Genomic DNA, 26,781 nt, shown 5'->3' on the forward strand with positions numbered 1-26,781 from the left:
ATATTTTTATTAGAAAGTTACATTTAAATTAAGACCGATACTTCTTGTAGAAGGAGTTGCATAAACATCAATTCCCTGTAAACCATTTCCAGTACTTAAAGAAACGTTAGGATCAAATGGTGCATCCTTGTAGAAGAAGAATAAATTTCTGCCTACTAAAGATAAACTGGCTGCTTGGAAAAAATTATTGTTTTTTAGGTTAAATGTATATCCAAACGCAAACTCTCTTAAGCTTACATTGGTAGCATCATAAATATACTCTCCTGAAATACCTGCCCTTCCACCTACTTGAGAATAGTATTTTTCAGCATCATATTTTCCTGAAAAAGCAGTTCCTTTATTAGGTCCGTCAGCATAAACGGCATTAACAACTACACCTCCGGCATCTCTAGCCTCACCTGAAACTTTTGAAACCCCAAATTGATCATTTGTTGCTTCAGTCAAACTCATTACATCCCCTCCAAAACGAGCATCTATTAAAATATTTGCAAAGAAAGAACCTATTTTGAATGAGTTTGCAAATCCTAACATAAAATCCGGGTTAGCATTTCCAACCGCTTCAAATTCAGTCTTTTGAATAGATCCATCTTCATTCAATAACATTCTGCCCTGGTCATCTTTCTTTATATTAATACCTTCAATAACGCCAAATGGCTGTCCGTTGATTAACGAGTATCTATAACTGTTTACACCTGCGGCTGTTAATATCACTTTACCTCCACCTGCACCATCAGTTGGTAATTCTGTTACTTCATTTTTGTTTTGTGAATAGTTAACACTTGTATCCCATTTAAACTTATCATTATTTATTATTGCTGCACTCAACACAACTTCAACACCATTGTTTTTAATAACACCTCCATTAAAAGTATAATTCGTTACACCCTCAGCATTTGTAGAAGGAGCTGGTACATTTAGTAATTGATTTTTAGTTGTATTTGCGTAATATGTAAATTCTAAACCAAAACGGTTTCCTGCAAATCTCCATTCAGTTCCAAATTCATAAGATGTTTGTCTTTCTGGTTTTAAAATAGTTCCAAACTGCGGGCCATATAAAGGACCTTGACTATCAGGGACAGTTGTCTGATATAAATTCACAGGATCTTTACTAAAAGCTGGAATATCATTACCAACTTGCGCATAAGAACCACGTATTTTACCAAAACTTATTGCATCTGGCATATCAACCATTTCAGATAAGATTGCTGTAGCACCCACAGAAGGATAAAAATACGATTTGTCTAAAGTAGAAGACCATTCGTTACGTCCGGTAACATCAACATACAACATACTTTTATAGCCAAAAGTCGCGGCGGCAAAAACTGCCTGAACTTCTTTTCTAGCTCCAAAATTGTGATAATTGCCTTTATTCGAATTGAAATTAGCCAAAGTAAACCAATTCGCTCTGTTCAACCCTGAAGGGTCCGAATCCAAAACTGTTTGATCCGCTATGCTAGTTTTAGTTAAACTGGCACCAATGTTAGCAGTAAAAGAAAAATCTTCGTTGAAGTTTGTATTGATTGTTGCAATTAAATCTCCGTAAGTTTGGCTGCTCACATCATCGATACTGATGAATCTACCGTTTATGTGAGATAAAGTTCCTTGAGTTGAAGCATAAATTCTCTTGTCAAATGAATTAGTAATTTGGTCATAACTAATTCGGGAACCAATAGATAACCAATTGTTTAATTTATAAACTAAACCTAAGGAAGCGTTCAGATACTGATTTCTATCGGTTGATTTATTGCGTTCTATTCCCCAATACGGGTTTTGTTCAATATCTCTATCCGTCATCCAGTTTTGAACCATCATATTCCTTGTAGGATCAAATTTTTCAAAATTATTTTTATAATTATTGAAATCATTTCCTCTTGGCATCAAATATAAACCAGTTAAAGGATTAAAATAGAAGCCATTTGTAGGTCTGTTTGTAACATTTTGAATAGCTAAATTTGCAGCTGTATTAACTGTTAATTTATCATCAAAAAGTTTTACTGATTGTCTGGCCCCAAAGTTATTTTTACTTAAAGTGTTTCCTGGAATTACTCCACTGGATGTAGTATTAGCATAGGAAAAACTAGTACTTGAATTAGCTGCACTTGTAGAATAGCCCAAAGAAGTAATTTGTGTAACCCCCGTATTGAAAAAATCTTTCACATGATCATTTGATGTACCTTTGGCTCCCCAAGATTCATCTGCTCCTGGTTTAGCAATATAAGATGTTTGAAATTCTGGTAAATAAGCAGCACTTTCTACATTAGTCGTTGATGTTACTTTAACTGATGCAACACCTTCTTTAGCTTTTTTAGATGATAATAAAATAACACCTCTCGCACCTTGGCTTCCATACAAGGCAGCTGCTGAAGCGCCTTTAAGAACTGTCATACCATCATAATCATCCGGATTAATTAATCCTACTACATCACCACCATCTCTGTTTCCACCTTGTGTTGAACCAAAAGAATCGTTAGGCTGTATGGCTGAAACATTTAAAATTGGCACCCCATCAATTACATAAAGTGGTTGGTTATTACTTACTGATGAATTACCACGAATAGTAACTTTAGTAGACCCTCCGGTACCACCAGCACTTCTAACTACGGCAACACCTGCAATTTTACCTGCGATAGTATTAATGACGTTAGCATCTTTTACGCGGGTTAACTCCTCACCTTTTAGTTCCTGAGCTGCATAAGTCAAAGATTTTCTTGTTTTCTTGATACCTAAGGAAGTTACCACAACTTCGTTCAATGCATTTGATGCTGCCTGTATCATTTTAACATTAATTGTAGCAGCATCACCTACAACTATTGATTGTGTTTCAAGACCTACATAAGTAAAAACTAAAGTCTGTCCTTTTTGCACTTCAATTGCGTACAAACCGTCAAAATCGGTAGTGGTACCTCTTTGACCTCCTTGTACAGCAACAGATGCCCCTGGTAATGGCATCCCGTCAGAATCTGTAATCACTCCCTTGACACTTTTTACCTGAGCAAGTGAAACCTGCGCTGTAAAAACAATCATAAAGATTAAGAAAAATTTTTTCATGTTTTATTTATTTTTGTTAGTTATGGTGTAAATTTATTCTTAAGGTATTGTTAAAAAAAATAATTTATACAAACTGCCTTAAACTTTAAACCAACGACATAAAACAATCAATAATACGTTTTACGAAAACGTTTTTTAAATAAAAAAACATACCGAATATGGTTTTCTTTAAAATTTTATTCAAAAAAATTGTGTTTTACCAACTAATTGTTTAAAGTTGCATATAATTTAACATTCAGCTAATACGTCTAAAACGCAACTAAATTGAGCGAAATTCAAAAACTAAACTTTGATATTAAACTTCAAAATCATATTTGGTTTTGGGGAGCTTACTTTACGTTGAACTTTTTAAGATGGGGAGCCTACTTCAATGATTATCCTTATTCATTCAAATCTAACTTAATCGAATTTTCACTGCATATCCCTTTAGTATATTTTAATCTTTTCATTTTAGTACCCCGTTATGTTCTGAAACAAAAATACATTCAATATACTATTTCCTTGCTGATAAGCCTTTTTGGAATCTATTTATTAAAAACAGCTCTGACTTACTATCTTATATCCGAAAACATCTGGCCGGAAGCAAATCGCGAATATCATCCGTTTGAGATTAACCATATTGTAGCAGTTTGTATTGGGGAATTATATGTTTTAGCCATGGCATCATCTGTTTATCTTACTTTAACATGGTTGCGTGAACGCGAAAGAAACAGATCATTGAGAGAAAATCAATTTAAAATAAAACTGAAATACCTTGAAAATCAAATACAACCTCACTTTTTCTTCAATACTTTAAATAATTTATACGCATTATCACTAGAATCTTCCGATAAGGTTCCGGATGTAATTATTAAGTTATCAAATTTGATGGAATATGTACTATACGATGTAAAAGGGACCAAATTTGTTCCTCTGATAAAAGAAATTGATTACATCCAGAATTACATTGAAATTGAGAAACTCCGTTTTGAGAATGTTGAAGTTACCATTAATTTAGAGTCAAATATTGAAGATATCAAAGTGCCTCCTTTAATATTTATTTCATTAGTCGAAAACACTTTTAAACATGGCGGATTAAACAACAAGAATTTAAAAATTAAAATCAACTGTAAAGTTCTTGAGAATAAATTACTTCATTTTGAAGTCCTGAATAATTTTGTAATTTCACAAAAAAATGACCCCAAAAGCGGAATTGGATTAGTTAATACCAAGAAAAGACTAAAATTAATTTACAAAAATGATTTTATACTGGAACACAAAACAAAGCTGAATTACTATATAATAAGTTTGCAAATACCTGTTAAGAATGAAGATTAAATGCTTGTTAATCGATGATGAACCTTTAGCTATTAAAGTTTTACAAAATTACTTCACCAATTTTACTGACTTTGAAATCATAGGTACATTCAATAATTCTCTTGAAGCGCTCGATTTTATCAACAGTACCCCTGTCGATGCTGTTTTTTTAGATATAAACATGCCCATGATGACCGGTTTTGAATTAATTAGTTTAATCGAAAACAAAACTAAAGTCATTATTACCACTGCTTTTAGGGAATTTGCTGCCGAGAGCTATGATCTTGATGTTTTGGATTATCTGGTAAAGCCAATTCCGCTACCAAGATTCATTAAATGCATTAACAAAATTACAACCGAATACAATTTAAAAAACAATATTAGAACAGAAGCCAGCAAAGGCGATTCACATATTTTTATTAAAGTAGATAAAAAAATGATGAAGATTAATATTGAAGAAATTCTGTTCGTTGAAGGAATGAAAGAATATATAAAAGTAGTTACTCCGGACAAAACATACATTACCCATAAATCGCTTACCTCATTATCAGAAGAACTTCCTAATGATAAATTTTTACGCATTCACAAATCGTATGTAATTGCTCTTGACAAAGTAAAATCAATTGAAGGAAACCGAATTCAAATTCTAAATCATATTATACCCATTGGAAGAAATTACAGTAAAGAAGTAAAAAATAAAATTTTAGAGTAACTTATTTTATCTCTGAAAATTCATAATTATATAAAAAAACAACACTTTGTTGAATAAATTATGCTGTTTGTTTAATTTTAAAATTATTTGTGTTCTTTTATTTTTTTTTGAAAAATGTAACAAATATATTTACGCACTTCAAAAAAACAATAAAACAAAAAATTAACCTTAATTATGAATTCAGAAAATGTTCAAACCAAATGGGGGCAATTTATCTCTTTGATAATAGTCTTCTTCTTTTGGGGTTTTGTTGGCTCAGCCAATGATATCCTGATTCCAGTGTTCAAAAAAGTATTTACATTATCTCAGGTACAGTCACAATTAGTTGCATGGGCTTTTTATGCTGCGTACTTTGTAGGATCCATTATCTTTTTTTTAGTATCACTAAAATCAGATGTTTTACAAAAATTCGGATATAAAAAAACACTGTCAGCGGGATTGATTCTTTCTGCCGTTGGTTCATTTTTATTTGTCCCTGCAGCAACAATGGAAAGCTTTCCTTTCTTCCTGACCGCTTTATTTACGGTAGGTTTAGGATTTTCGATTCAGCAGATTGTTGCAAATCCGCTTGCTATCAAAATGGGTAGCCCAACAACCGGGGCTCACCGTCTAACTTTAGCAGGAGGTGTGAACTCTTTCGGAACAACTATTGGTGCCATCTTGCTTGGAATTGCCCTATTTGGAATGGGTGACAACAAAAAAACCAATCTTTCATTAGAAGACATCAAATTACCATTTATCATTTTAGGACTGGCATTTATACTTGTTGCAGTTTTCATGTATTTTTCTAAAATCGAAGATCCAGCTAAAATAGAAGAGGCTCTAATCGAAAATAAACATGCCAAATTCAACATACTTGATTATCCACAGTTATATTTAGGAATGCTAGGAATCTTTATTTATGTTGGAACAGAAGTTACAATCATCAGTAATTTACCGGCATTATTAAAAACGAAAGAATTTGGCAGCATTCTGGAAGATGCTATTTCTCCATTTATTGCACTATACTGGGGAAGTTTAATGATTGGTCGCTGGAATGGCGGAGTGAATGTTTTCAATACATCAAACTTAATAAACACTGCCCTTAAATTTATTGTTCCGGCTTTGGCTTTTGGAGTGATTATCGGAGCCAACATTTTTGCTGCACATGACGTTTCTTCATTCTATATTTACCCGCTTTGGATCTTACTATTTATTGCTGTTAGTTTTGTAGGAGGAAAAAATGCCGGAAAAACATTAATGCTTTTCGGAATATCCGGTTTAGTAATGATGGTGGCAGGATTAGTTTGTCCAGATACGGAAATTGCTAAATTCTTCTTTATCTCAGGTGGTTTGTTTTTATCAATCATGTGGCCATCCATTTTCGATTTAGCCATCGCAGGTTTAGGAAGAAACACAGGAAAAGCTTCGTCTTTCCTGATTATGATGATTCTTGGCGGTGGCGTAATTCCATTAGTACAAGGAGGAATTTGTGATTTGGATGCAACACATCCAAACGGAATATTAGGCATCACTTATACACACTTCTCATACATTGTACCACTTATTGGTTTTGCATATTTGGCATTTTATGGTTTCTACTGTCCTAAAATATTAAAAAAACAAGGTGTGAGCCATGTTATAAGCGAAGGCGGAGGACATTAAAATCTCCTAACAAAATAAAAAGTCCCGTATTACAAAAGTGTAATTAGGGGACTTTTTTTATTAAAAAAATGCTGTTTTCTCTTATGAAAAAACAGCATTTTAAATTATTATCTTCAGTAAAATTACTTATTACCTTTCTCAAAATCAGCAACAAACTGAGCCAATCCGATATCTGTTAACGGGTGTTTCAATAAACCGTAAATAGCAGAAAGAGGTCCGGTCATAACGTCAGCGCCAATTTTAGCACAGTTTACAATATGCATTGTATGACGAACTGAAGCAGCTAAAATCTGAGTTTCATAACCGTAGTTATCATAAATCAATCTAATTTCTTCGATTAATGCTAAACCATCAGTCGAAACATCATCCAGACGACCAATAAAAGGTGAAACATAAGTTGCACCAGCTTTTGCAGCCAATAAAGCCTGACCAGCAGAAAATACAAGAGTTACATTTGTTTTAATTCCTTTATCAGAAAAATATTTAGCAGCCATAACGCCTTCTTTCGTCATTGGCAATTTCACCACGATTTGATCATGCAAGTCAGCCAGCTCCTCACCCTCCTTAATCATTCCGTCATAATCCAGCGCATTAACTTCAGCACTCACATCACCTTCAACAAGATTACAAATGTCAACGTAATGCTTTAAAATATTATTTTTTCCGGTAATCCCTTCTTTTGCCATCAATGATGGATTTGTAGTTACACCATCCAAAACACCTAAAGCCTGTGCTTCTTTAATTTGAGCTAAATTAGCTGTGTCAATAAAAAATTTCATATTATTTAAATTTAATTGTGTTCATAATTTGGGCGTGACCTAAGGGTCGGGCTATTCACTATATCTTTTGTTTTTTGGCAGCAAAAACAAAAGGATATCGTTTTTATCCCTCACGCAAAATCGGTGCAAAATTACGAAATGAATATCAATAACAATTACAATTTCAAAATTCAATTCAGAAATTATAATTTAAACTCCTTGAATATAAATCTTAAAACAAACTGCTTACGAAAAACGATACAAAAAAACATTCACAATCTGTACACCATGTTGTCATTCCGTAGGAATCTCAACACAAACTTATTAACTCTATAATTTATAATGATTCATTAACATCTTTTCGTAAACTGTATCAGGAAGAACCCGCTTCAATACAATCGAAAATTTCTGCATAAAAGCCCCAACTTTATAATGCACATTTGGCTTTTTAGCCTGCATGATTTTATAGATTGCTTCAGCCATTTCGTTCGGGTTGCTTCCGGCATCAACATGCTCATTCATTGTAGAAAGCGTTTCTCCATACACCTTTTCGTAAGCAGAACCGGAAATTACAGGAGCATGATAACGTCCCGCAGCGATATTCGTAGCAAAATCGCCTGGTGCAACGTTGGTAATATGTATTCCGAAAGATTTTACTTCCATACGCAATGCTTCCGTAATTAATTCCAAAGCACCTTTCGAAGCCGAATAAACACTTCTGTACGGTAATCCCATATAACCTGCGATAGAAGTAATATTAATAATCAAACCCGATTTTTGCTCACGCATTTGTGGCAGAACAGCTTTCATCACTTCAATTGGTCCGAAGAAATTAGTTTCAAAATTATTCTTGATTTCTTCCATCGGAATTTCTTCCAAAGGTCCGGTAATTCCAACACCTGCATTGTTAATCACAACATCAAGTCGTCCGGTTACAGCAATAATTTTTGCCACAGCAGTTTTAATTGACTCTACATTTCGAACATCCAAAGCCACAAGAGGAAAAACAGAATTAAGTACTTTTTCAGGATTACGGCTTGTCCCATAAACAACGAAACCTTTTTGTTGCAAAAATTCTCCAATAGATTTTCCGATCCCTGAAGATCCTCCGGTAATTAAAACGACTTTATTCATATTTTGGTAATAGGTTATGGTTATGGGTTAAAAGTTATGCGTTGATTAATGAGATAAAACTTTTAACCTCTAACTAATAACTTCTAACTTTACAAAGTCCCAAAAATAAAAAAATCCTCCCGAAGGAAGACCGCTTTTGTATTAATTCTAAAAAGAATTTCGATAAAATAAAAAATGGCAAGCGACCTACATCGCACCGCTCAACCACGTACCCTTGCTATGTTCCCATCCTGGGGGAGTCTGCAGGAGCTGGTCGTGTAGGACTTGCCGATGCAAATATACAATCTTTTTATATTTTTGCAAGAGCTTTGTTGCTATAAAAATATCGTCGTATATTGGCTTATTCAAAATTTTAACTATGAAAAAATATAACTTCCTAGCTGTCATTTTATTAGGAATCACATTAATTGGTTGCAACGGTGCAAAAAAAGGTGAAAATTCTTTATTTACAATCGATGATTCGGCTTTTCCTGCACATTTCACATCTAACGAAGCAGTTTCTATAGCCATTTTAAATCCAAATTCTAAAGAAATTGACAGCATCGTATATTTTGTAAATGACAAAAAAATGGGAAGCACTAAAGGTGTCGAAAAATTCAAATTTGAATTAAAAGACCAAAAACTAGGATACCAATACCTAAAAGCGACTGTTTATTTTGGCGGAGATTCATCTGATGCAACCAAAAGAATCGAATTGGTTTCTAACGTTGAAGCCAAACCATTAAAATACAAAATCGTCAATACTTTTCCTCATGATACAGCTTCTTTTACAGAAGGCTTAGAATTCTACAAAGACACATTGTATGAAAGTACAGGAAAAGAGGGAACTTCTTATTTAAGAAAGTACGATTACAAAACAGGAAAAGTTTTTAAACAAATTGATTTAGATAAAAAATATTTCGGAGAAGGGATTACCTTTATTAATGGTAAATTATTTCAATTGACCTGGCAAGACAAAATTGGTTTTATATATGATGCCAATACATTAAAACTGGAAAAATCTTTTACTTATGAAAAAGATATCGAAGGTTGGGGAATGACAAATGATGGCAAATATATTTATCATTCTGACGGAACTGAAAAAATATGGAAAATGGATCCAGACAATCAAAAGTTAATTGATTACATTAATGTTTATTCAGGAACTTCAAAAATAAAAGCGATCAACGAATTAGAATTAATCAACGGAAAATTCTATGTAAATGTTTGGCAGAAAGACGCAATCGCAGTGGTTAATCCAACTTCAGGAGCTGTCGAAGGCGTCTTAGACATGTCAGGTTTGCGCAAATTCATGAAAGACATTACCAAAGACGACGTTTTAAACGGAATTGCTTATAACCCTAAAACCAAAACTATTTTTGTAACAGGTAAGAACTGGAGCAAAATGTTTGAAATCACGGTTTCAGAATAAACATTATTTTTTAAAATACAAAATTCACAAATTTCACGAATTGTTTGGTGATAATTTGTGACCCGAGAACGTAGGACGAACTGGCGAAGCAAATTTGTGTTTAATAGCGTTACTTAAATATAACTAAACCAATTGATGATTACTCTGCTTATAAATATAAAAGAACTGCTTCAGGTTCGTGAAACATCTGTTTCTAAAGTTTCCGGAGCTGAAATGGCAATTCTTCCAACCATACAAAATGCTTTTTTGATTATAAAAGATAATCTGATTGGTGATTTTGGATCTATGGAAGATCTTCCTGAAATAAAAGCTGATAAAGTTATAGATTCAACTGGCCGAATCGTTTTACCTGCCTGGTGTGACAGTCACACCCACATTATATATGCGGGCAATCGCGAACAGGAATTCGTAGATCGAATTAACGGTTTTTCATATGAAGAAATCGCAAATCGCGGCGGTGGAATTCTAAACTCCGCAAAGAAATTAAATGAAACTTCCGAAGAAGAAATCTATGAGCAGTCAAGGTTTCGCTTAGAAGAAATAATGCTCCTAGGAACCGGAGCTGTCGAAATAAAATCAGGTTACGGATTAACGGTAGAAGGAGAATTGAAAATGCTTCGCGTTATTAAAAAACTGGCAAAAAGTTATCCAATTGCTATAAAGGCTACTTTTTTGGGAGCTCATGCTTTTCCACTGAATTATAAAGAAAACAAAGCAGGTTATATTGATGAAATTATAACCAAAATGCTTCCTGAAATTACTAAAAACAAGCTGGCAGATTATATAGATATCTTTTGCGAAACAGGTTATTTTTCTGTAGAAGAAACTGAAAAAATTATGGAAGCCGGGATTCAATTCGGCTTAAAGCCAAAAATTCATGTGAACCAATTTAATTCTATTGGTGGAATTCAGGCCGGAATCAAATTTAAAGCCCTTTCTGTTGATCATCTTGAAATCATGAAGCCTGAAGATATTGAAGCTTTGAAAAACACTGAAACAATGCCTGTTGCTCTGCCATCATGCTCTTATTTTTTAAGTATTCCCTACACTCCCGCCCGTGAAATGATAAAAGCAGGTTTGCCTTTAGCTTTAGCTACAGATTTCAATCCTGGTTCTACTCCATCCGGAAATATGAATTTTGTTGTTGCCACTGCCTGTATCAAAATGAAAATGACTCCTGAAGAAGCCATCAATGCTGCCACAATAAACGGTGCCTATGCAATGGGGATTTCAGAAACCCACGGAAGTATTACTAAAGGTAAAAAGGCCAATTTAATCCTGACCAAACCTATTTCTTCTTATTATCAAATTCCATATGCTTTTGGAAGCAATTTAATTGAAAGTGTTTTTGTGGAAGGAAAAGTTTTTACATAAAAAAAGAGGAGTTTTAAAAACTCCTCTTTTTTTTATTTTAACATGCTCTCTTCTTCTTATCTCAAAGAAAAACTAGTTTTAGAAACCAACTCATCATTATCAAAAATATTGATAAAATAAGTTCCTTTAGCAAAATCTTTACCAGGTAAGTCTTCAGAAACGTTTACAGTTTTGTTTTCATACTGCACTGTAGTTTTAAAACTATATGTTAATGTTTTACCGTCCCCAAAACTTTCAGTTTTTTTATCTCCTAAAACATTGTTTTTAGCATCGATAACTTGTACATAATACGTTTTGTCTCCCGATTTAGCGATTTGATTTTCAGCAATAGTAAAGCTTACTTTTAAAATATCAGCACGGCTGGCTTTGTCTGTTTCTACTTGCTTCCCTGAGCTTTTCAACTTGTAAGCAGCAGTTTTTGTATTTAAAACAGATAATTTAGCTCCTTTTTCAACTGTTTTCGATAACTCTTCGTTTTGACCAACCAAAACTTCATTGAACTTTTTAGATTCTCCCAAGACAACAATCGTACTGTCTCTCTGAACTGTTAAAACTCCATTTTGTTTTTTCAATTCGTCATTTTCTGCAACTAAAACTTTCATTTTACCTTGCATTGCCTGTACCTGAGATTTGAATTTAGACAAATCCCCTTTAGATTTATTCAAGTCATCCATCAAAGCCACAACTTTGTCTCTCTCCTGAATTAATTCATCAGACATTGAAGTGTTTTCAGCAATAGCAGCATCATAAGTTGATTTCAATTCCTGAAGATCTTTCAATACAGATTCTTTTTCTGTCAAGGTTGTTGTAAGTTCAGTTTTTACAACATCAGTATCCGAAGAAAGTTTAAAAATGTACACTAAACTACCAATTAGTAGGACTGCTAAAACTGCGATTACCGCCTTTAGGCTCGAGTTGTTTTTGTTTGGGTTTTCCATATTTAATAATTTTCTTAATAAACAAATTTAATAATTAATATAAGGTAATAACGTAAGTTAACACAATTATAGTATTTTTGGAGAATAATTTTTTTTTATGGATAAATTAATCCCTTTTACTATTAATGATTTAGCAAAAGTGACCAATCACCGAAGCGGCGAAATAAAATTTGGGGAAAAAATGATTATTATTCCTAAGGGGACTGATATAGTTAATTTCCTGAAAGAATGTGATGCCAGGTATGTTCTTTTAGGTATACCCGAGGATATTGGTGTAAGGGCTAATTATGGAAGACCCGGAGCTGCATCTGCGTGGGAATGTGCTATAAAAAGTATTGCAAACATTCAGCATAATCGTTTTTCCAAAGGAAGCCAGATTATTGTATTAGGACATATTAATGTATCTGAAGAAATGCGGGATGTTGAAAATCTTGATTTCAATGATATTGACGACCGATCAAAACTAAGTCAGCTTGTCGAAAAAATTGACAAAGAAGTTTCGCATATAATTTTTACTTTAATTAAAGCCGGAAAAACTCCTATTATAATCGGAGGTGGCCATAATAATGCATATGGCAACATAAAAGGTTCGGCTCTTGCTAATGGAAAACCGATAAATGCTATTAATTTTGATGCCCATTCAGATTTTAGAATTCTGGAAGGACGTCACAGTGGTAATGGTTTCTCTTATGCTTATGAAGAAGGATTCCTGAAAAAATATTTTATTTTTGGTTTACACGAAAATTATACTTCAAAAAGTGTTCTTGATATCATAAAAAAACTCGAAGACCGTGTTCGTTACAATACTTATGACAGTATCAATATCCGCAAAGAAAAAGACTTTAATAAAGAAATGATTGCTGCTTTGGAATTTATAAAAACAGATTCGTTCGGAATTGAAATTGATCTGGATGCGATTCCAAATATTGCCAGTAGTGCCATGACAATCAGCGGATTTTCAATTGAAGAATTGCGTCAGTTTATTTCGTTTTTTGGACAACATAAAAATGCGGCTTATTTGCATATTTGTGAAGGAGCGCCAGATTTGGACAACTCGCCAAACAATCATTTAATTGGTAAATTAATTGGTTATTTAGTAACTGATTTCATCAAGGCAAATCACGAAAAACTTTAACCACAAGTGATATTAATTATCTGAAATTGACACTTTTACCAAATAAACCAAGATTCAATTAAACGATTGACCGAATAAACCTATCTTTGCACAGAATTTTAGTACTTAAAACTAAGTTCTTAATACCTAAGTTATGTTATTCGAAGATTTATCACTTTCAAAAAGTATACAAAAAGCCGTATTTGAAGAAGGCTACCTAAATCCGACTCCAATTCAGGAACAATCTATTCCGATAGTTTTATCCGGCAGAGATTTAATTGGATGTGCCCAGACAGGGACCGGAAAAACGGCAGCATTTGCTATTCCGATTATACATCAGTTACACCGCATTGTTGGCTCAACAAAAAAAGCCAAACAAATTCGTGCTTTAATAGTTACACCAACCCGTGAATTAGCCGTTCAAATTGGACAAAATTTTGAAACGTATGGCAAATATACCAACTTAACACAGTTGACTATTTTTGGCGGCGTTTCGCAAAATCCTCAGGTTGACGCCTTAAAAAAAGGAATTGATATTTTAGTAGCTACGCCCGGACGATTATTAGACTTGCAGAAACAAGGCTTTCTTGATCTGGACCATTTACACACTTTGGTGTTAGATGAAGCTGATCAAATGCTGGATATGGGATTTGTAAACGATGTGAAAAAAATCGTAAAACTGACACCTAAAAACAGACAGACTTTACTTTTTTCGGCGACTATGCCTATAGCTATTCGTGAATTGGCCGAAATGTTTCTAACAGATCCTGAAACGGTAACTGTATCTCCTGTTTCATCTACAGCCGAAAATGTAGAACAACGTGTTTATTTTGTTGATAAAACCGAAAAAAGAAATTTACTTTATCATTTAATAAAAACAGAAGAGTTATCAAATATATTGGTTTTTTCGAGAACGAAACATGGTGCTGATAATGTGGTAAAAGCGCTTCGCAAAAACAATATCGCTGCCGAAGCAATTCATGGGGATAAATCTCAAAATGCAAGACAACGTGTTTTAGATGCTTTTAAAAACAAAGAAGTTGGCGTGCTGGTCGCTACCGATATTGCAGCAAGAGGAATTGACATTGATCAGTTGCCATATGTTATTAATTTTGATATCCCTAATATTCCTGAAACTTACGTCCATCGAATTGGAAGAACCGGACGTGCAGGAAACGGCGGGATTGCTATATCTTTTTGTGGTAAAGATGAGCTTGCATACTGGAAAGACATTCAGAAATTAATAAAAGTAGATGTTAAAACTGTAAGTGATCATCAATATCAATGGCATGACGGCAGTCCTGAAGCAACTACTGAAAAACCCAAAAATTCAAACAGAAGCGGAAGTGCCCATAAATCCAGAAAATCAAATGCTTCTAAGCAAAATAAAAAACGTTGGTATTAACAACCAACGTTTTTTTCTTCTAAAATAAGGTTATTTATAATCTTAAATAATTTTTCCGATTCAAAAGGTTTAATGATAATGTCATTCATTCCTGAAGAAAAAGCTTCATTTTCAATTTCATCTTTATCAAAAGCAGTAAGAGCTACAATTGGGGTTAAAATTCTATTTGAGCGAATTCGTCTTGTAGTTTCAAATCCATTCATTACAGGCATATTAATATCCATTAAAATAACATCAAATTCTTCCTTTTGTAATAAATTAATTGCCGTGAATCCGTCATTAACAACACTACATTTATAATTATTTTTTTCTATAATCTTTTTAGTAATAAGCTGATTGATAATATTGTCTTCGACTATTAAAATTTTATACAACTGATTTGATTCCAAATCGAAATCAATTTCATCAGTAGTTATTTGAGTTTCTGCAGGATTATATTGAAATGGGATTGTGAAAGTAAATGATGTCCCTTCATCTATATTACTTTTTAAGGAAATTGTACTTCCAAACAGCTGCAAAAGTTTTTTTACAATGCTCAGTCCTAAACCTGTACCCTGATAATCTTCTTCTTTTCTGCCAACTTGCACAAATTTGTCAAAAACCTTACTTTGATCAGCCATTGCTATACCAACTCCATTATCTTTTATCTGAAATTCTATAAAATAATTATCCTGTTCAATCTTAATCAAATTAGCTATTATTATGACTTCACCATTTTTGGTAAATTTAAGCGCATTGCTCACCAAATTCATCAAAATCTGACCAAGCCTGAGTTTATCACCAATTAAATCCTGAGGAATATCTGAGTCTATATTTACTAAAACCTGATTATTGTTTTTCCTGGATAAAAATGATAATGAATTTTTAATCATATTGATTTCCTCTCTGATGTTGAAAGTTGAATTTTCAAGGACAACCCTGTTCTCTTCTATTTTATTTATCTGGAGAACATCGTTTACTAAAGATAATAAATAACGGGCGGAGAATTTTAATGAATTTAAATATTGGCTTGTAGACAATTCCTTATGCTCATCCAGCAACATATTCGTAATTCCTACTACTCCATACAAAGGTGTACGCAATTCATGACTTATCGTTGAGATGAACTGTGTTTTTAATAATGAGGCTTCTTCTGCAATTTCTTTAGCTTTTAAAAGCTCTTCATTAGCCTTTTTCTTAATAACAATATTTTTATATAAAGTAAAAATCAGGATTAAAAAAATAAACGATATCAAAATAAATAAGACGACAATTATCTTGGATTTTTTAAGGCTTTGAGATTGTATTATTTTTTCATTTTCAATTTTATCTATCTCCCTTTTATATTCATCCAATTCTAAATTAAATCCTGCTATCGAAGCTTTTTTTAGCTTTTCCCGACTATACAAATCCTCTGTAATTTTATTATAAAGAGACAGGTTTTCATATGCTTCTTTATATTTTTCTGTTTTGGTTAAAAATTTGGAATATTCTAAATGTGCAAAAGACAAATCGGATTTCTCATCGCTGTTTTTTCCTGATTCAATTGCATTGTTAAAATAGGTATTTGCATTTTTATAGTCATTTTTATAACTCAAATACATCCCATTAAGCATGTTTACAACAATTGCTGTTGATCTGCCACCATCTCTTTTCTGATACATATTGATATATTTTAAAAAAGGGGTTCCTTCTTTAAAATTCCCAATATCAAAATAGGCCCAGGTTATATTTACGTTTGTAAAATACACTTGTTTAAAATCATTAATTTTTAAACCGTATGCGATAGATTTTTTGTAGTAATTGATGCCTTTGTTGAATTCTTTTTTCTCAAAACAATATACATTTCCTAAATTATTATAAAGACAATACTTTATCGAATCGTTATTTGTTTTATTGGCATAGAATAAGCTTTTGTTAAAGAAAAAAATTGCTCTGTTAAACTCTGATAATTCATTATAATTATCCGCTATAATTTTATAGCAGCTGGCAATTAAATAATTATTTTTTTTTAAGGAAGCATAGTTTAGAGCAGCTCTTGAATTAATTAATGATTTTTCAAAATTTGAATCTTTAAAATCTGACTTGGCTTTTTTTATTAATTCATAAATTTTAACATCCGGAATTTCTCCATATTGCCCTATTGCCGAATTACAAAAGCAATTCAGTAACAATAAGAGTAAAAAAATCCGTATTCGGGGCATAATCGGCTAATTTTTTCAAATATACACTTTAAAATAAAAAGAGCTGTATTTGATAAACAAATTACAACTCTTTTTTTATAAATTAATTAGCCATAAAAAACTAAACCTAAAGCATTTAAATCAAACAATTAAATATCTTTTTGTACAATCGTTTTTAATTCTTTATCTGCTTCCCATTGTCCAACTACCGAAGTCGCCAAAGCATTTCCTAAAACATTTGTTGCACTTCTGAACATATCACAAAAATGGTCGATTGGTAAAATTAAAGCAATTCCTTCTACCGGAATATCAAACATACCGCATGTTGCTGCTACAACAACAAGACTTGCCCTTGGAACACCCGCAATACCCTTACTTGTTAACATTAAAACCAAAAGCATAACCATTTGTGTACCTATATCTAAATGCACTCCATAAGCCTGTGCAATAAAAATACTGGCAAAAGTCATATACATCATGCTTCCATCCAGATTAAACGAATATCCTAAAGGCAGCATGAAAGATACTATCCTGTCTTTTACGCCAAATTCTTCCAGTTGTTCTGTTAATTTAGGAAAAACAGCTTCACTGCTGGTTGTTCCAAATGCAATAACTAAGGGCCCAACAATACGTTTTAGTAATTCATTCATTCTTCCTTTCAGAAAAACATAACCTACCACAATCAAAATAACCCATAAAGAACTGATTCCAATTAAAAATGAACCAAAAAATTTGAAATAAGTAATAGCTAATTCCTGAAAATCCCTCACTGCAAATACACCTGCAATGGCTCCAAAAACTCCAATTGGAGCAAAGTTCATTACATAGTTTACCATTTTTAAAACAATGTGTGATGTTTTATCTAAAGCATTTATAACCGGCTTGACTGTATTTCCTAATGAAGCGGCTGCCAATCCAAAAAAGATAGAAAATATTACAATTTGTAAAATTTCATTGGTTGCCATAGCTTCAATAATGCTCTTAGGAACAATATGCTCTACAAAATTTTCAAAAGAAATTGATTTTGTTTTAGCTGTAACCTCAGAAGCTGTTGCCAAATCGACATGTCCTAATTTTAGTCCTACTCCCGGTTCTAATATGTTTACATAAAATAACCCAATCAATAACGATATAAAAGAAGCAGTAAAAAACCATGCTAAAGCTTTACCTCCAATTCTTCCTACTGCCTTAATATCTCCTAATTTTGCAATTCCTACTACCAAAGTGGTAAAAACCAGCGGTGAAATAATCATTTGCACCAGACGGATGAAGATAGTCGCTAACATTTTTATTTTATTGCTAAACGATTGTGCCGCCTCAGACGAAATCGAATTATGCAAAATGATGCCTAAAATAGCACCCAGAATCATTGCAATTAAAATTTGACCTGTCAGTCCTGAAATAAATGATTTCTTTTGGTTTTGAATTGTATTCATTAATTGTTTTTTAAATTAAATTAAGACCCTCACTGCCTGCTTTTAAATTAATATGTTTTGTTGATTAAATAAAAATCAGCCAAAACAATTGCTGCCATTGCCTCAACAATAGGTACAGCTCTTGGTACTACACACGGATCATGACGCCCTTTTCCGGTCATTGGTGTAATGTTACCTTTATTATCTAATGAATCCTGAGTCTGCATAATAGTAGCAACCGGTTTAAAAGCTACCCTGAAATAAATATCCATACCATTACTGATTCCACCCTGAATTCCTCCTGAAAGATTCGTTTTTGTAGTTCCGTCAGGGTTGTATAAATCATTATGTTCACTTCCTTTCATTTCTGAACCTGAAAAACCGCTTCCGTATTCAAAACCTTTAACAGCATTAATAGAAAGCATTGCTTTACCTAATTCTGCATGTAATTTATCAAAAACAGGTTCGCCTAAACCAACCGGAACATTTTGAATTACACAAGATACAACACCTCCAACAGTATCTCCCTGTTTGCGGATGTCGCGAATATATTCTTCCATTATTGCAGCTGATTTTTCATCAGGACAACGGACAGGATTACTTTCTGTTTTTGAAAAATCCAATTCCTGATAAGGTGTATCTAAATGAATTGGTCCAACAGACGAAACGTAAGCATTAATTTTAATTTCCGGCAGCATTTGTTTCGCAATTGCGCCTGCAACTACTCTGCTTGCTGTTTCACGTGCTGAACTTCTTCCGCCTCCGCGATAATCACGAAAACCATATTTTTGATCATAAACATAATCCGCATGACTTGGTCTGTAGTTGTCTTTTATATGTGAATAATCATCAGATTTTTGATTGGTATTCGGAATAATAAATCCTATTGGAGTCCCTGTAGTTTTTCCTTCAAAAATACCGGATAAAAACTGAACTGCATCCGGTTCTTTTCTTTGGGTTACAATTGCTGACTGTCCTGGTTTTCTTCGGGACATTTCAACTTCAATTGCTTCAAAATCAAGCTGAATTCCAGATGGACAACCATCAATTATTCCGCCTAAAGCTTCCCCATGAGATTCTCCAAATGTGGTAACTTTATATAGTGTGCCGTAGCTATTTCCTGCCATTATAATTAGTTTTGAGCAAATGTAAGTTTTATGAATTAAATTAAAAAATTTAAAATTAGTATTATTAACTAAAGGTTAACCTGTTTAAAAATCACAATTTGTTAAAATCAAAGCTAAATTGATAACCTTTTGATAAAACAAAACCAATCTAAGTTTGCTTTATTTGTTAAACTTCAAATTAAGAAAAATTGAAAAAAAGAAATGTCGAATTAGTCATCATTTCAGATGTGCATTTAGGAACCTATGGCAGTCATGCCAAAGAGTTAAACAACTACCTTTCAAGTATTAAACCAAAAACATTAGTTTTGAATGGTGATATTATTGATGCCTGGCAATTTAGAAAATCATACTTCCCTAAATCACATTTAAAAGTCATTCAACGAATAATTGGAATGGCCTCTAAAGGCACAAAAGTGTATTATATTACCGGAAATCATGATGAGATTCTAAGAAAATTCAGCAACATGAATATGGGAAATTTTGCCTTAGTTGATAAATTAATATTGGAATTAGACGACAAAAAAGCATGGATTTTTCACGGAGATGTTTTTGATGCTTCTGTACAACACTCAAAATGGATAGCAAAATTAGGCGGTTTAGGTTATGATTATTTAATTTTGACAAATCGATTAGTAAACTGGTTTTTATCCAAATTAGGAAGAGAGCCCTATTCATTTTCTAAAAAAATAAAAGCCAGTGTAAAAAAGGCTGTCAAATTTATTTCTGATTTCGAAACTACTGCTACTGATTTAGCAATCGAAAAAAAATATGATTATGTAATTTGCGGACATATTCATGAACCTAAAATTATTGAGAAAGAAAACAAATACGGTTCTACTTTATATTTAAATTCCGGAGACTGGGTCGAAAATTTAACTGCCTTGGAGTATCATAAAAAACGATGGAAGTTAGTTTCTTATTCAGAAATGAATATTATGGAGGAAGAAAATCTTTTTGAAATGGAAGATATTTTAACTTCACAATTAATTACCTCAATTATCAAATAATGGCAACACATTAATTATAAATGCGTTACAACAAGCCAGACTTTCTTCATTTTTAAATTACAATTAGTGTAAATTATATAACAATTTTATATAATATTATACGTTTATACCTATAAGTAATTGTATTTTTGAAAAAATTAATAACCGTTTTATGAAAAAAATTATTTTATCAGCCTTTATGCTACTAGGATTAGCATTCTCGGCACAATCACAAGAAATTGCTAAAAATGCATTGGGTCTTCGTTTAGGAGATAATGATGGATTTGGAGGAGAGGTTTCATACCAAAGAGGATTATCTAAAAACAACAGACTTGAATTCGATTTAGGATGGAGAGACAGCCGTTATGTAGATGCCATTAAAGGAGTTGCTCTTTATCAATGGGTTTGGAATATTGATGGTGGTTTCAACTGGTATGCCGGTGTTGGTGGAGGTGTTGCTGCATGGGATTATAACGATAATAATGTAGGTTATGATGGTGATCATAATGGAGTTTATGTTTTTGCTGCCGGTGATATTGGTATCGAATATGGTTTTGACAAAGTGCCAATTTTATTATCATTAGATGCAAGACCAGAAATTGGATCAGGTTATTATGATGATGACAACTTTGGTTTTGATGTAGGTTTAGGTGTCAAATTTAAGTTCTAAATTTCATAACTATTTATAAAAAAAATCCTGTCGTTTTAAAGCGACAGGATTTTTTTATTTAATTATGATTTCTTTTTTCGAGTGTACCCTTACAACTGTATAGGGATAAGAGATTACCTGAGTTACCATAGCGTCCGACGAAGGATTGTTTTCTTTTACAGTAATTATAATATTCTTATCAGTCTCCTCTACCTTTTCAACTCCTATTGAATATCCTCCGGAATTCTTCTCTCCCATATTCAAAATCACATAATTTGAATTACTGATATCCGGGCTCTTCATTTTATCTTTTAAAAGCGGGTCATTTTCCAGCATTTTAATTTCATTGGGTTCACTCAGTATTTCAAAAAATTTAATGTTTCCTCCTCCATTAGATTGTTCCGTTAAAACTTCATATAATCCTTTTGAATCAGATGTTTTTTTTGCCCCTCCACAGGAAATTAAAACGAAAACTGCTAAAACCGAAATTACTTTTTTCATTACCGTTTATTTATAGGTTAAAATTTCTATTCTTTATAATCGTCTATTGCTTTTTGATATAACGCTTCATATATAGGTAATATGTTTTTAATATCGAATTTTTTTGCAACTTCTAAAGCATTATTTTTAAACTCATTTAAAACTGCATCGCTTTTAAGGATTTTAATCGCATTTGAAGCCATTTCATCAACATCTCCAACATTACTTAAATATCCTGAAAAACCATCAAAATTTACTTCCGGCAAACCACCTGAATTACTCGAAATTACCGGTACCCCACAAGCCATAGCTTCTAAAGCTGCCAAACCAAAACTTTCTGTTTCTGACGGAAGTAAAAACAAATCGGTCAACAATAAAATTTTATCAATTTCATTACTGTTTCCAAAGAAAATCACCTTATCATGAATTCCTAATTCCTGGCATAAAATCTCTGCTTTTTCCTTTTCAGGACCATCACCGACCATCATTAATTTTGCCGGCATTTCTTTTTGGATATTATAGAAAATCTTAATAATATCCGGAATGCGTTTCACTTTTCTAAAGTTACTGATATGGGTAACAATACGTTCATTTTCTTTTGCCATCACAGAACGATGACAAGGTGCCAATGGATCTCTTTTGACTTTATCCAACTCAATAAAATTTGGAATCACCTTAATTTTATTCTTTATTTTAAATAATTTCAACGTATCATCTTTCAAACTCTGCGAAACCGAAGTTACATAATCTGATTTATTGATGCTGAAAGTTACCGCCGGTTTATAAAAAGGATGATTTCCAACCAATGTAATATCAGTTCCGTGAAGCGTTGTAATCATCGGAAGATTTATTCCTTCATTTTTTAGCATTTGCTTCGCCATATAGCCCGCATATGCGTGTGGAATTGCATAATGCACGTGCAACAGCTCAATCTTATATAATTTCACCATGTCAACCAATTTGCTTGACAAAGCCAATTCATAAGGCTGATAATGAAAAAGAGGATACTCAGGAACGTTAACTTCGTGATAATGAACGTTAGGATTTAAAAGTGCCAATCGTACAGGCTGGCTATAAGTAATAAAATGGATTTCGTGTCCGCGTCTGGCTAATTCAAGGCCTAATTCTGTGGCTACTACCCCACTACCGCCAAAAGTCGGATAACAAACTATTGCTATTTTCATGTATTAAATTTAGTCCTACGAAAGTACTTAAAAATAGCGTTTAATTGAAGGTTTAGAATGTTAGATTTTTTGTAAATCTTGGATTTATCAGATTAATAGACAGTTAGATTATTGGATTTTTAGATAATTAACTCTTACTATCATCCTGAGCGAAGCCGAAGGACTTTTACTCATAATTTTCATCAGGAGCAATACATTTATTTTAAAAACACCACGAGTCCCGCTGTCCGCTATATCTTTTATGGTCTCGTTTTTGGAACGAGACCATAAAAGGATGTCGTTTCCATCAGGGCTAGATTAGAGATTTCTGTTTTATAAGAACCTTTCCCATCCATGCCATTCCGAGGAACAAGGAATCTACGTTGCCAGACCTACAAAGACATTACTTTGTGGAGTTACCTGCGGAGATTCCTTGTTCCTCGGAATGACAAACTTTAGCAAAACCTGAAACCTGAAATTTGAAACAAATTAAATTAAGACCAAAAAAGGCACAAAATCTAAATTTTATGCCTTTCAAATATATTATATCATTTTCTCTTAGAAAAATCTGCTATGCCAGCTATCTACAGCAGGAACTTCCCAGGATTCGTTGAATTCCTCGATATTATTTACAAGATTATTAAAAACAATCGTATTTTCAGAAACCGATTTATCTTTAACCATTTTCTTAAAATCAATTAAAGGCTTGTGTGCAATATGTTCACCAAGTTTAAAAGTAACATTCATTTTATCCAGCAAATCAACATTATACTTTTTCTCTAAGCCCTGAATAAACTCAACTGAACTATCAATAGAACAACCTGTAGCCGCCTGAACATCCTGATTTACAGCCAAAATAATGAATCGGTTGTATTTTAATAGATATGAAGCTTCTAAACTTGTTCCATGTGCAGCCCAGCCATCAATAAAAGATTTTAGGTCAGACTCAATTTCAGAAAATTCTTCCTCAGAAAATTTTCTGTTCGATTGGTAAATCCAGATTCTGGATTCGCCAGGTAAATTTTCAAAAGGTACGTACATTTTAATTTTTTTAAATTGTTGATTTTAGATTGCAGACTTATGACTTAAGGTCTTGATTACTGTTTTTCTAATTTAGTAAGGATTTTGAAATATCTAAATTCTTTAGCTTTTGAATCAAATAATTCAATTTCAGTATAACTTACTTTAAGTTTATCTTTTTTCTTTATATCATTGTTAGTCAACAAAGGAGCCGTCTCAAAGTAGGTTAATAAGAGAAAGTTATATTTCCTTCCGTTTTGATCTTTTATTTGCAAAGTAATGAACTGTTCTGACTGAATATCAATTACTTCACCCAAAATGAAAGCGTCTTCTTTTGCATCTGCCTCATCCTCTTTCGCGTCTTTACCCAATTCTATAATTATATTAGGACAAAAAGCAAGCATTTTTAAAGCTACGGTTTCACCTAATTTCCCCATTCCGTCCGTGTCGTTAAATTTTTCTTTTTCCTCACTACTCAACTCAGACTTATGATCGGAATAACTTTTAATTATACAGATACCAACATCCTTTTTTAGTTCATCGCCTGATAAATTTGGATCTTTGACTTTTTTGGCATCTAAACATTCACAGCTTTCTTTTGCTATAAGATCTAAACCTACTTGAGAATAGGTGTTGGCAAAACACATTAAAATAAGGAGTAAAAATATTTTTCTCATTACAGATCCTGTGCGTTTGCGATTAATTCAGCAATATCCATTACTTTAATCTGACCTTCTTTTTCCTTATGTTTTATACCATCTGTTAGCATCGTATTACAAAACGGGCAACCGGCTGCAATAATATCCGGCTGTGTTTCAAGAGCATCTTCGGTTCTTTCAACGTTCACTTCTTTATTTCCTGGTTCAGCATCTTTAAACATTTGTGCTCCACCTGCTCCACAACATAATCCGTTTGCTTTGGAACGCTTCATTTCAACTAATTCAACATCCAATTTTTGAATTAAATCTCTTGGTGCTTCATAAACTTTATTAGCTCTTCCTAAATAACAAGGGTCATGAAAAGTGATTTTTTTACCTTTAAATTGTCCTCCTTCGACAGTCAATCTGCCATCATCAATCAATGATTTTAAAAACTCAGTATGATGAATTACCTCATATTGACCTCCTAGTTCCGGGTATTCATTTTTTAAGGTATTAAAACAATGCGGACATGCAGTAACAATTTTTTTTGCTTCATATGCATTCAGGACCTCAATATTCATCATAGCCTGCATCTGGAACAAAAATTCATTTCCTGCGCGTTTTGCAGGATCACCAGTACAACTTTCTTCGGTACCAAGAACAGCAAAAGAAACATTCGTACGATTTAAAATACGCACAAATGCTTTTGTAATTTTCTTTGCCCTATCATCGAAACTTCCTGCACAACCCACCCAGAATAAAACTTCCGGCTGTTTTCCTTGGGCAAGCATTTCGGCCATCGTCGGTACTACTAAACTTTCTGACATATTCTTTTTGTTTAATCGGTTAATTGTTAAGTTGGTTAATCGTTACAAACGAATTCAACTCTAAACCTCACTAAAAACCGAAAAATTATTTTATTCTATCAATTAAACGAATTAACGATTAACCAATTTAACCTTTTCTAATTTTCGTTCTTCCAATTCAATCTGTCCTGTTGATTGTATTGCCAAGGAGCTCCATTATTTTCGATATTGGTCATCATCGCATTTAATGACATAGGTGCCGCACTTTGCTCCATTACTAAATAACGGCGCATATCCATAATAATAGACAACGGACTGATATTTACCGGACATTCTTCTACACAGGCATTACATGATGTACATGCCCATAATTCTTCGGGGGTAATGTAATCGTTCAGCAATGTTTTGTTATCCGGAACGAAAACACCTTTATTAGTATCTATATTTTTTCCAACTTCCTGCAAACGATCTCTCGTATCCATCATGATCTTGCGGGGAGACAATTTTTTACCTGTTATATTTGCGGGACATGCTGATGTGCATCGACCACATTCTGTACAAGTATATGCATTTAGTAATTGTACCCAGTTTAAATCCTGAACATCGCTTGCACCAAATTTACCCGGTACAGCATTTTCATCAACCGGAGCAGCAGCAAACGGATCAGCATTTGGATCCATCATTAGTTTCACTTCTTTGGTAACCGACTCCAGATTATCAAATTTCCCTTTCGAATTTAAATCGGCGAAATAGGTATTTGGGAAAGCTAAAAGAATATGCAAATGTTTTGAAAAATATAAATAATTCATAAAAATCAAAATCCCTGTAATATGCAGCCACCAGAAAGCTTCTGAAAGCAACATTACTAATTCATTTGACATTCCGTTAAAAATTGGTGCGATAAACCGACTCACAGGAAAACTTCCTGCTTTTATAAAATGTGAAAATCCTCCAGGAACATTTTGCAGATGCAAATCTGAGGCATTCATCAGTAAAAACAATGTCATTAAAACCATCTCAAAATATAAGATGTAATTGGCATCACTTTTAGGGAATCCATCCAGATCACGATTAATAAATCGTTTTAATCTGATAATATTTCTTCTTATCCAAAAAGTAATCACAGCTACCAGAACTAAAAGTGCCAGAATCTCAAAAGAAGCAATCAGAACATCATAAACCACTCCTAAGTAAGGTGCAAAAACTCTGTGCGTCCCGAATAAACCATCAATAATAATTTCCAGCAATTCGATATTAATGATAATAAAACCAAGATAAACCACAATATGTAAAATTCCGGCAATGGGACGTTTTACCATTTTAGACTGCCCGAGGGCAATCATTGCCATATTTTTCCAACGTGCGGCAGGGTTATCTTTTCTATCAACATCCACTCCTAAATTGATGTTTCGAATGATTTTTTTAACACTGGATGCAAAAAAACCTAAACCTGCTATCAGAAGTATAGCGAATAAAATATTATCTAAATAATTCATTC

At 33.1% G+C, this 26,781-nt stretch carries 22 protein-coding genes and 1 other RNA gene; 9 read left to right on the plus strand and 14 right to left on the minus strand.

The genetic code is table 11. The features are described from left to right. Positions 1 to 9: 9 nt before the first annotated feature. Complete coding sequence (locus ACEN92_RS06700; protein WP_495641597.1) at positions 10 to 3,048, minus strand: SusC/RagA family TonB-linked outer membrane protein; 3,039 nt, start codon at positions 3,046 to 3,048, stop codon at positions 10 to 12. Positions 3,049 to 3,312: 264 nt separating this feature from the next. On the opposite strand from ACEN92_RS06700, the gene ACEN92_RS06705 reads away from it, so the two are divergent. From ACEN92_RS06705 to ACEN92_RS06715, 3 genes are all read left to right on the plus strand, one after another. Further along, complete coding sequence (locus ACEN92_RS06705; protein WP_495641598.1) at positions 3,313 to 4,365, plus strand: sensor histidine kinase; 1,053 nt, start codon at positions 3,313 to 3,315, stop codon at positions 4,363 to 4,365. Beyond that, complete coding sequence (locus ACEN92_RS06710) at positions 4,355 to 5,056, plus strand: LytR/AlgR family response regulator transcription factor (protein WP_495641599.1); 702 nt, start codon at positions 4,355 to 4,357, stop codon at positions 5,054 to 5,056. The genes ACEN92_RS06705 and ACEN92_RS06710 overlap by 11 nt, the downstream gene beginning before the upstream one ends. 174 nt (positions 5,057 to 5,230) lie before the next feature. After that, positions 5,231 to 6,700, plus strand: a complete 1,470-nt coding sequence (locus ACEN92_RS06715; protein ID WP_495641600.1) for an MFS transporter — start codon at positions 5,231 to 5,233, stop codon at positions 6,698 to 6,700. A 122-nt stretch (positions 6,701 to 6,822) separates the two neighbouring features. Here ACEN92_RS06715 and fsa read toward each other — a convergent pair whose 3' ends face one another. The 3 genes from fsa to ffs all read right to left on the minus strand — a co-directional run bounded on the left by fsa (position 6,823) and on the right by ffs (position 8,862). After that, on the minus strand, positions 6,823 to 7,479 hold the full coding sequence (gene fsa, locus ACEN92_RS06720) for a fructose-6-phosphate aldolase (protein ID WP_495641601.1): 657 nt from the start codon (positions 7,477 to 7,479) through the stop codon (positions 6,823 to 6,825). A gap of 309 nt (positions 7,480 to 7,788) precedes the next feature. Further along, a complete protein-coding gene (locus ACEN92_RS06725) occupies positions 7,789 to 8,592 on the minus strand; it encodes an SDR family oxidoreductase (protein WP_495641602.1) in 804 nt (267 codons plus the stop codon). A 172-nt stretch (positions 8,593 to 8,764) separates the two neighbouring features. Continuing rightward, an RNA gene (ffs, locus tag ACEN92_RS06730) (signal recognition particle sRNA small type) lies at positions 8,765 to 8,862 on the minus strand. 88 nt (positions 8,863 to 8,950) lie between these two features. Here ffs and ACEN92_RS06735 point away from each other — a divergent pair. Beyond that, positions 8,951 to 10,003, plus strand: coding sequence for a glutaminyl-peptide cyclotransferase (locus tag ACEN92_RS06735; RefSeq protein ID WP_495641603.1), 1,053 nt, complete (start codon positions 8,951 to 8,953; stop codon positions 10,001 to 10,003). A gap of 135 nt (positions 10,004 to 10,138) precedes the next feature. After that, complete coding sequence (gene hutI / locus ACEN92_RS06740; protein WP_495641604.1) at positions 10,139 to 11,377, plus strand: imidazolonepropionase; 1,239 nt, start codon at positions 10,139 to 10,141, stop codon at positions 11,375 to 11,377. Between the two features lie 56 nt (positions 11,378 to 11,433). Here the strand turns inward: hutI and ACEN92_RS06745 are convergent, their stop codons facing one another. Further along, a complete protein-coding gene (locus tag ACEN92_RS06745) occupies positions 11,434 to 12,315 on the minus strand; it encodes a DUF8428 domain-containing protein (RefSeq protein WP_495641605.1) in 882 nt (293 codons plus the stop codon). Positions 12,316 to 12,412: 97 nt separating this feature from the next. Between ACEN92_RS06745 and ACEN92_RS06750 the strand changes: the two genes are divergently transcribed. Both ACEN92_RS06750 and ACEN92_RS06755 read left to right on the plus strand, forming a co-directional pair. Next, positions 12,413 to 13,450, plus strand: a complete 1,038-nt coding sequence (locus ACEN92_RS06750) for a formimidoylglutamase (protein ID WP_495641606.1) — start codon at positions 12,413 to 12,415, stop codon at positions 13,448 to 13,450. Between the two features lie 133 nt (positions 13,451 to 13,583). After that, on the plus strand, positions 13,584 to 14,834 hold the full coding sequence (locus ACEN92_RS06755; protein WP_495641607.1) for a DEAD/DEAH box helicase: 1,251 nt from the start codon (positions 13,584 to 13,586) through the stop codon (positions 14,832 to 14,834). Here the strand turns inward: ACEN92_RS06755 and ACEN92_RS06760 are convergent. From ACEN92_RS06760 to aroC, 3 genes are all read right to left on the minus strand, one after another. Then, the gene (locus ACEN92_RS06760) at positions 14,831 to 17,017 is read right to left on the minus strand and encodes a response regulator (RefSeq protein ID WP_495641608.1); all 2,187 of its coding nucleotides are present in this window, start codon (positions 17,015 to 17,017) and stop codon (positions 14,831 to 14,833) included. The genes ACEN92_RS06755 and ACEN92_RS06760 overlap by 4 nt on opposite strands. Positions 17,018 to 17,145: 128 nt before the next feature. After that, complete coding sequence (locus tag ACEN92_RS06765) at positions 17,146 to 18,432, minus strand: dicarboxylate/amino acid:cation symporter (RefSeq protein ID WP_495641609.1); 1,287 nt, start codon at positions 18,430 to 18,432, stop codon at positions 17,146 to 17,148. 47 nt (positions 18,433 to 18,479) lie between these two features. Beyond that, a complete protein-coding gene (gene aroC / locus ACEN92_RS06770; protein ID WP_495641610.1) occupies positions 18,480 to 19,538 on the minus strand; it encodes a chorismate synthase in 1,059 nt (352 codons plus the stop codon). Between the two features lie 188 nt (positions 19,539 to 19,726). On the opposite strand from aroC, the gene ACEN92_RS06775 reads away from it, so the two are divergent. Both ACEN92_RS06775 and ACEN92_RS06780 read left to right on the plus strand, forming a co-directional pair. Further along, positions 19,727 to 20,545, plus strand: a complete 819-nt coding sequence (locus tag ACEN92_RS06775) for a UDP-2,3-diacylglucosamine diphosphatase (protein ID WP_495641611.1) — start codon at positions 19,727 to 19,729, stop codon at positions 20,543 to 20,545. A gap of 151 nt (positions 20,546 to 20,696) precedes the next feature. Then, positions 20,697 to 21,194 carry a hypothetical protein gene (locus ACEN92_RS06780; RefSeq protein WP_495641612.1) on the plus strand — a complete coding sequence of 166 codons (498 nt, stop codon included), beginning with the start codon at positions 20,697 to 20,699 and terminating at the stop codon, positions 21,192 to 21,194. Positions 21,195 to 21,248: 54 nt separating this feature from the next. On the opposite strand, the gene ACEN92_RS06785 is transcribed toward ACEN92_RS06780, so the two are convergent. The 6 genes from ACEN92_RS06785 to ACEN92_RS06810 all read right to left on the minus strand — a co-directional run bounded on the left by ACEN92_RS06785 (position 21,249) and on the right by ACEN92_RS06810 (position 26,779). Further along, positions 21,249 to 21,674: a protease complex subunit PrcB family protein gene (locus ACEN92_RS06785; protein WP_495641613.1), complete on the minus strand. Its 426-nt coding sequence runs from the start codon at positions 21,672 to 21,674 to the stop codon at positions 21,249 to 21,251. Positions 21,675 to 21,700: 26 nt separating this feature from the next. Next, entirely contained in the window at positions 21,701 to 22,837 is a 1,137-nt protein-coding gene (gene bshA, locus ACEN92_RS06790) for an N-acetyl-alpha-D-glucosaminyl L-malate synthase BshA (protein WP_495641614.1), read from the minus strand. A gap of 537 nt (positions 22,838 to 23,374) precedes the next feature. After that, a complete protein-coding gene (locus ACEN92_RS06795; RefSeq protein ID WP_495641615.1) occupies positions 23,375 to 23,857 on the minus strand; it encodes an ABC transporter ATPase in 483 nt (160 codons plus the stop codon). A 56-nt stretch (positions 23,858 to 23,913) separates the two neighbouring features. Next, on the minus strand, positions 23,914 to 24,513 hold the full coding sequence (locus tag ACEN92_RS06800; protein ID WP_495641616.1) for a hypothetical protein: 600 nt from the start codon (positions 24,511 to 24,513) through the stop codon (positions 23,914 to 23,916). Next, positions 24,513 to 25,304 carry a (Fe-S)-binding protein gene (locus tag ACEN92_RS06805; protein ID WP_495641617.1) on the minus strand — a complete coding sequence of 264 codons (792 nt, stop codon included), beginning with the start codon at positions 25,302 to 25,304 and terminating at the stop codon, positions 24,513 to 24,515. Before ACEN92_RS06805 ends, ACEN92_RS06800 begins: the two co-directional genes overlap by 1 nt. A gap of 137 nt (positions 25,305 to 25,441) precedes the next feature. After that, positions 25,442 to 26,779 (minus strand): 4Fe-4S dicluster domain-containing protein, encoded by a 1,338-nt coding sequence (locus ACEN92_RS06810; RefSeq protein ID WP_495641618.1) that lies wholly within the window; start codon positions 26,777 to 26,779, stop codon positions 25,442 to 25,444. Positions 26,780 to 26,781 lie beyond the last annotated feature (2 nt).

Source organism: Flavobacterium sp. Flavsp81, assembly GCF_059491325.1.

Excerpts from the sequence above, each read along its gene's own strand:
- hutI (WP_495641604.1), top strand. The coding sequence starts at position 10,139 with ATGATTACTCTGCTTATAAATATAAAAGAACTGCTTCAGGTTCGTGAA.
- aroC (WP_495641610.1), bottom strand. The coding sequence starts at position 19,538 with ATGGCAGGAAATAGCTACGGCACACTATATAAAGTTACCACATTTGGA.
- fsa (WP_495641601.1), bottom strand. The coding sequence starts at position 7,479 with ATGAAATTTTTTATTGACACAGCTAATTTAGCTCAAATTAAAGAAGCA.
- ACEN92_RS06805 (WP_495641617.1), bottom strand. The coding sequence starts at position 25,304 with ATGTCAGAAAGTTTAGTAGTACCGACGATGGCCGAAATGCTTGCCCAA.
- ACEN92_RS06800 (WP_495641616.1), bottom strand. The coding sequence starts at position 24,513 with ATGAGAAAAATATTTTTACTCCTTATTTTAATGTGTTTTGCCAACACC.
- ACEN92_RS06715 (WP_495641600.1), top strand. The coding sequence starts at position 5,231 with ATGAATTCAGAAAATGTTCAAACCAAATGGGGGCAATTTATCTCTTTG.
- ACEN92_RS06750 (WP_495641606.1), top strand. The coding sequence starts at position 12,413 with ATGGATAAATTAATCCCTTTTACTATTAATGATTTAGCAAAAGTGACC.
- ACEN92_RS06745 (WP_495641605.1), bottom strand. The coding sequence starts at position 12,315 with ATGGAAAACCCAAACAAAAACAACTCGAGCCTAAAGGCGGTAATCGCA.
- ACEN92_RS06780 (WP_495641612.1), top strand. The coding sequence starts at position 20,697 with ATGAAAAAAATTATTTTATCAGCCTTTATGCTACTAGGATTAGCATTC.
- ACEN92_RS06785 (WP_495641613.1), bottom strand. The coding sequence starts at position 21,674 with ATGAAAAAAGTAATTTCGGTTTTAGCAGTTTTCGTTTTAATTTCCTGT.
- ACEN92_RS06710 (WP_495641599.1), top strand. The coding sequence starts at position 4,355 with ATGAAGATTAAATGCTTGTTAATCGATGATGAACCTTTAGCTATTAAA.
- ACEN92_RS06725 (WP_495641602.1), bottom strand. The coding sequence starts at position 8,592 with ATGAATAAAGTCGTTTTAATTACCGGAGGATCTTCAGGGATCGGAAAA.
- ACEN92_RS06700 (WP_495641597.1), bottom strand. The coding sequence starts at position 3,048 with ATGAAAAAATTTTTCTTAATCTTTATGATTGTTTTTACAGCGCAGGTT.
- ACEN92_RS06735 (WP_495641603.1), top strand. The coding sequence starts at position 8,951 with ATGAAAAAATATAACTTCCTAGCTGTCATTTTATTAGGAATCACATTA.
- ACEN92_RS06765 (WP_495641609.1), bottom strand. The coding sequence starts at position 18,432 with ATGAATACAATTCAAAACCAAAAGAAATCATTTATTTCAGGACTGACA.
- bshA (WP_495641614.1), bottom strand. The coding sequence starts at position 22,837 with ATGAAAATAGCAATAGTTTGTTATCCGACTTTTGGCGGTAGTGGGGTA.
- ACEN92_RS06755 (WP_495641607.1), top strand. The coding sequence starts at position 13,584 with ATGTTATTCGAAGATTTATCACTTTCAAAAAGTATACAAAAAGCCGTA.
- ACEN92_RS06810 (WP_495641618.1), bottom strand. The coding sequence starts at position 26,779 with ATGAATTATTTAGATAATATTTTATTCGCTATACTTCTGATAGCAGGT.
- ACEN92_RS06760 (WP_495641608.1), bottom strand. The coding sequence starts at position 17,017 with ATGCCCCGAATACGGATTTTTTTACTCTTATTGTTACTGAATTGCTTT.
- ACEN92_RS06795 (WP_495641615.1), bottom strand. The coding sequence starts at position 23,857 with ATGTACGTACCTTTTGAAAATTTACCTGGCGAATCCAGAATCTGGATT.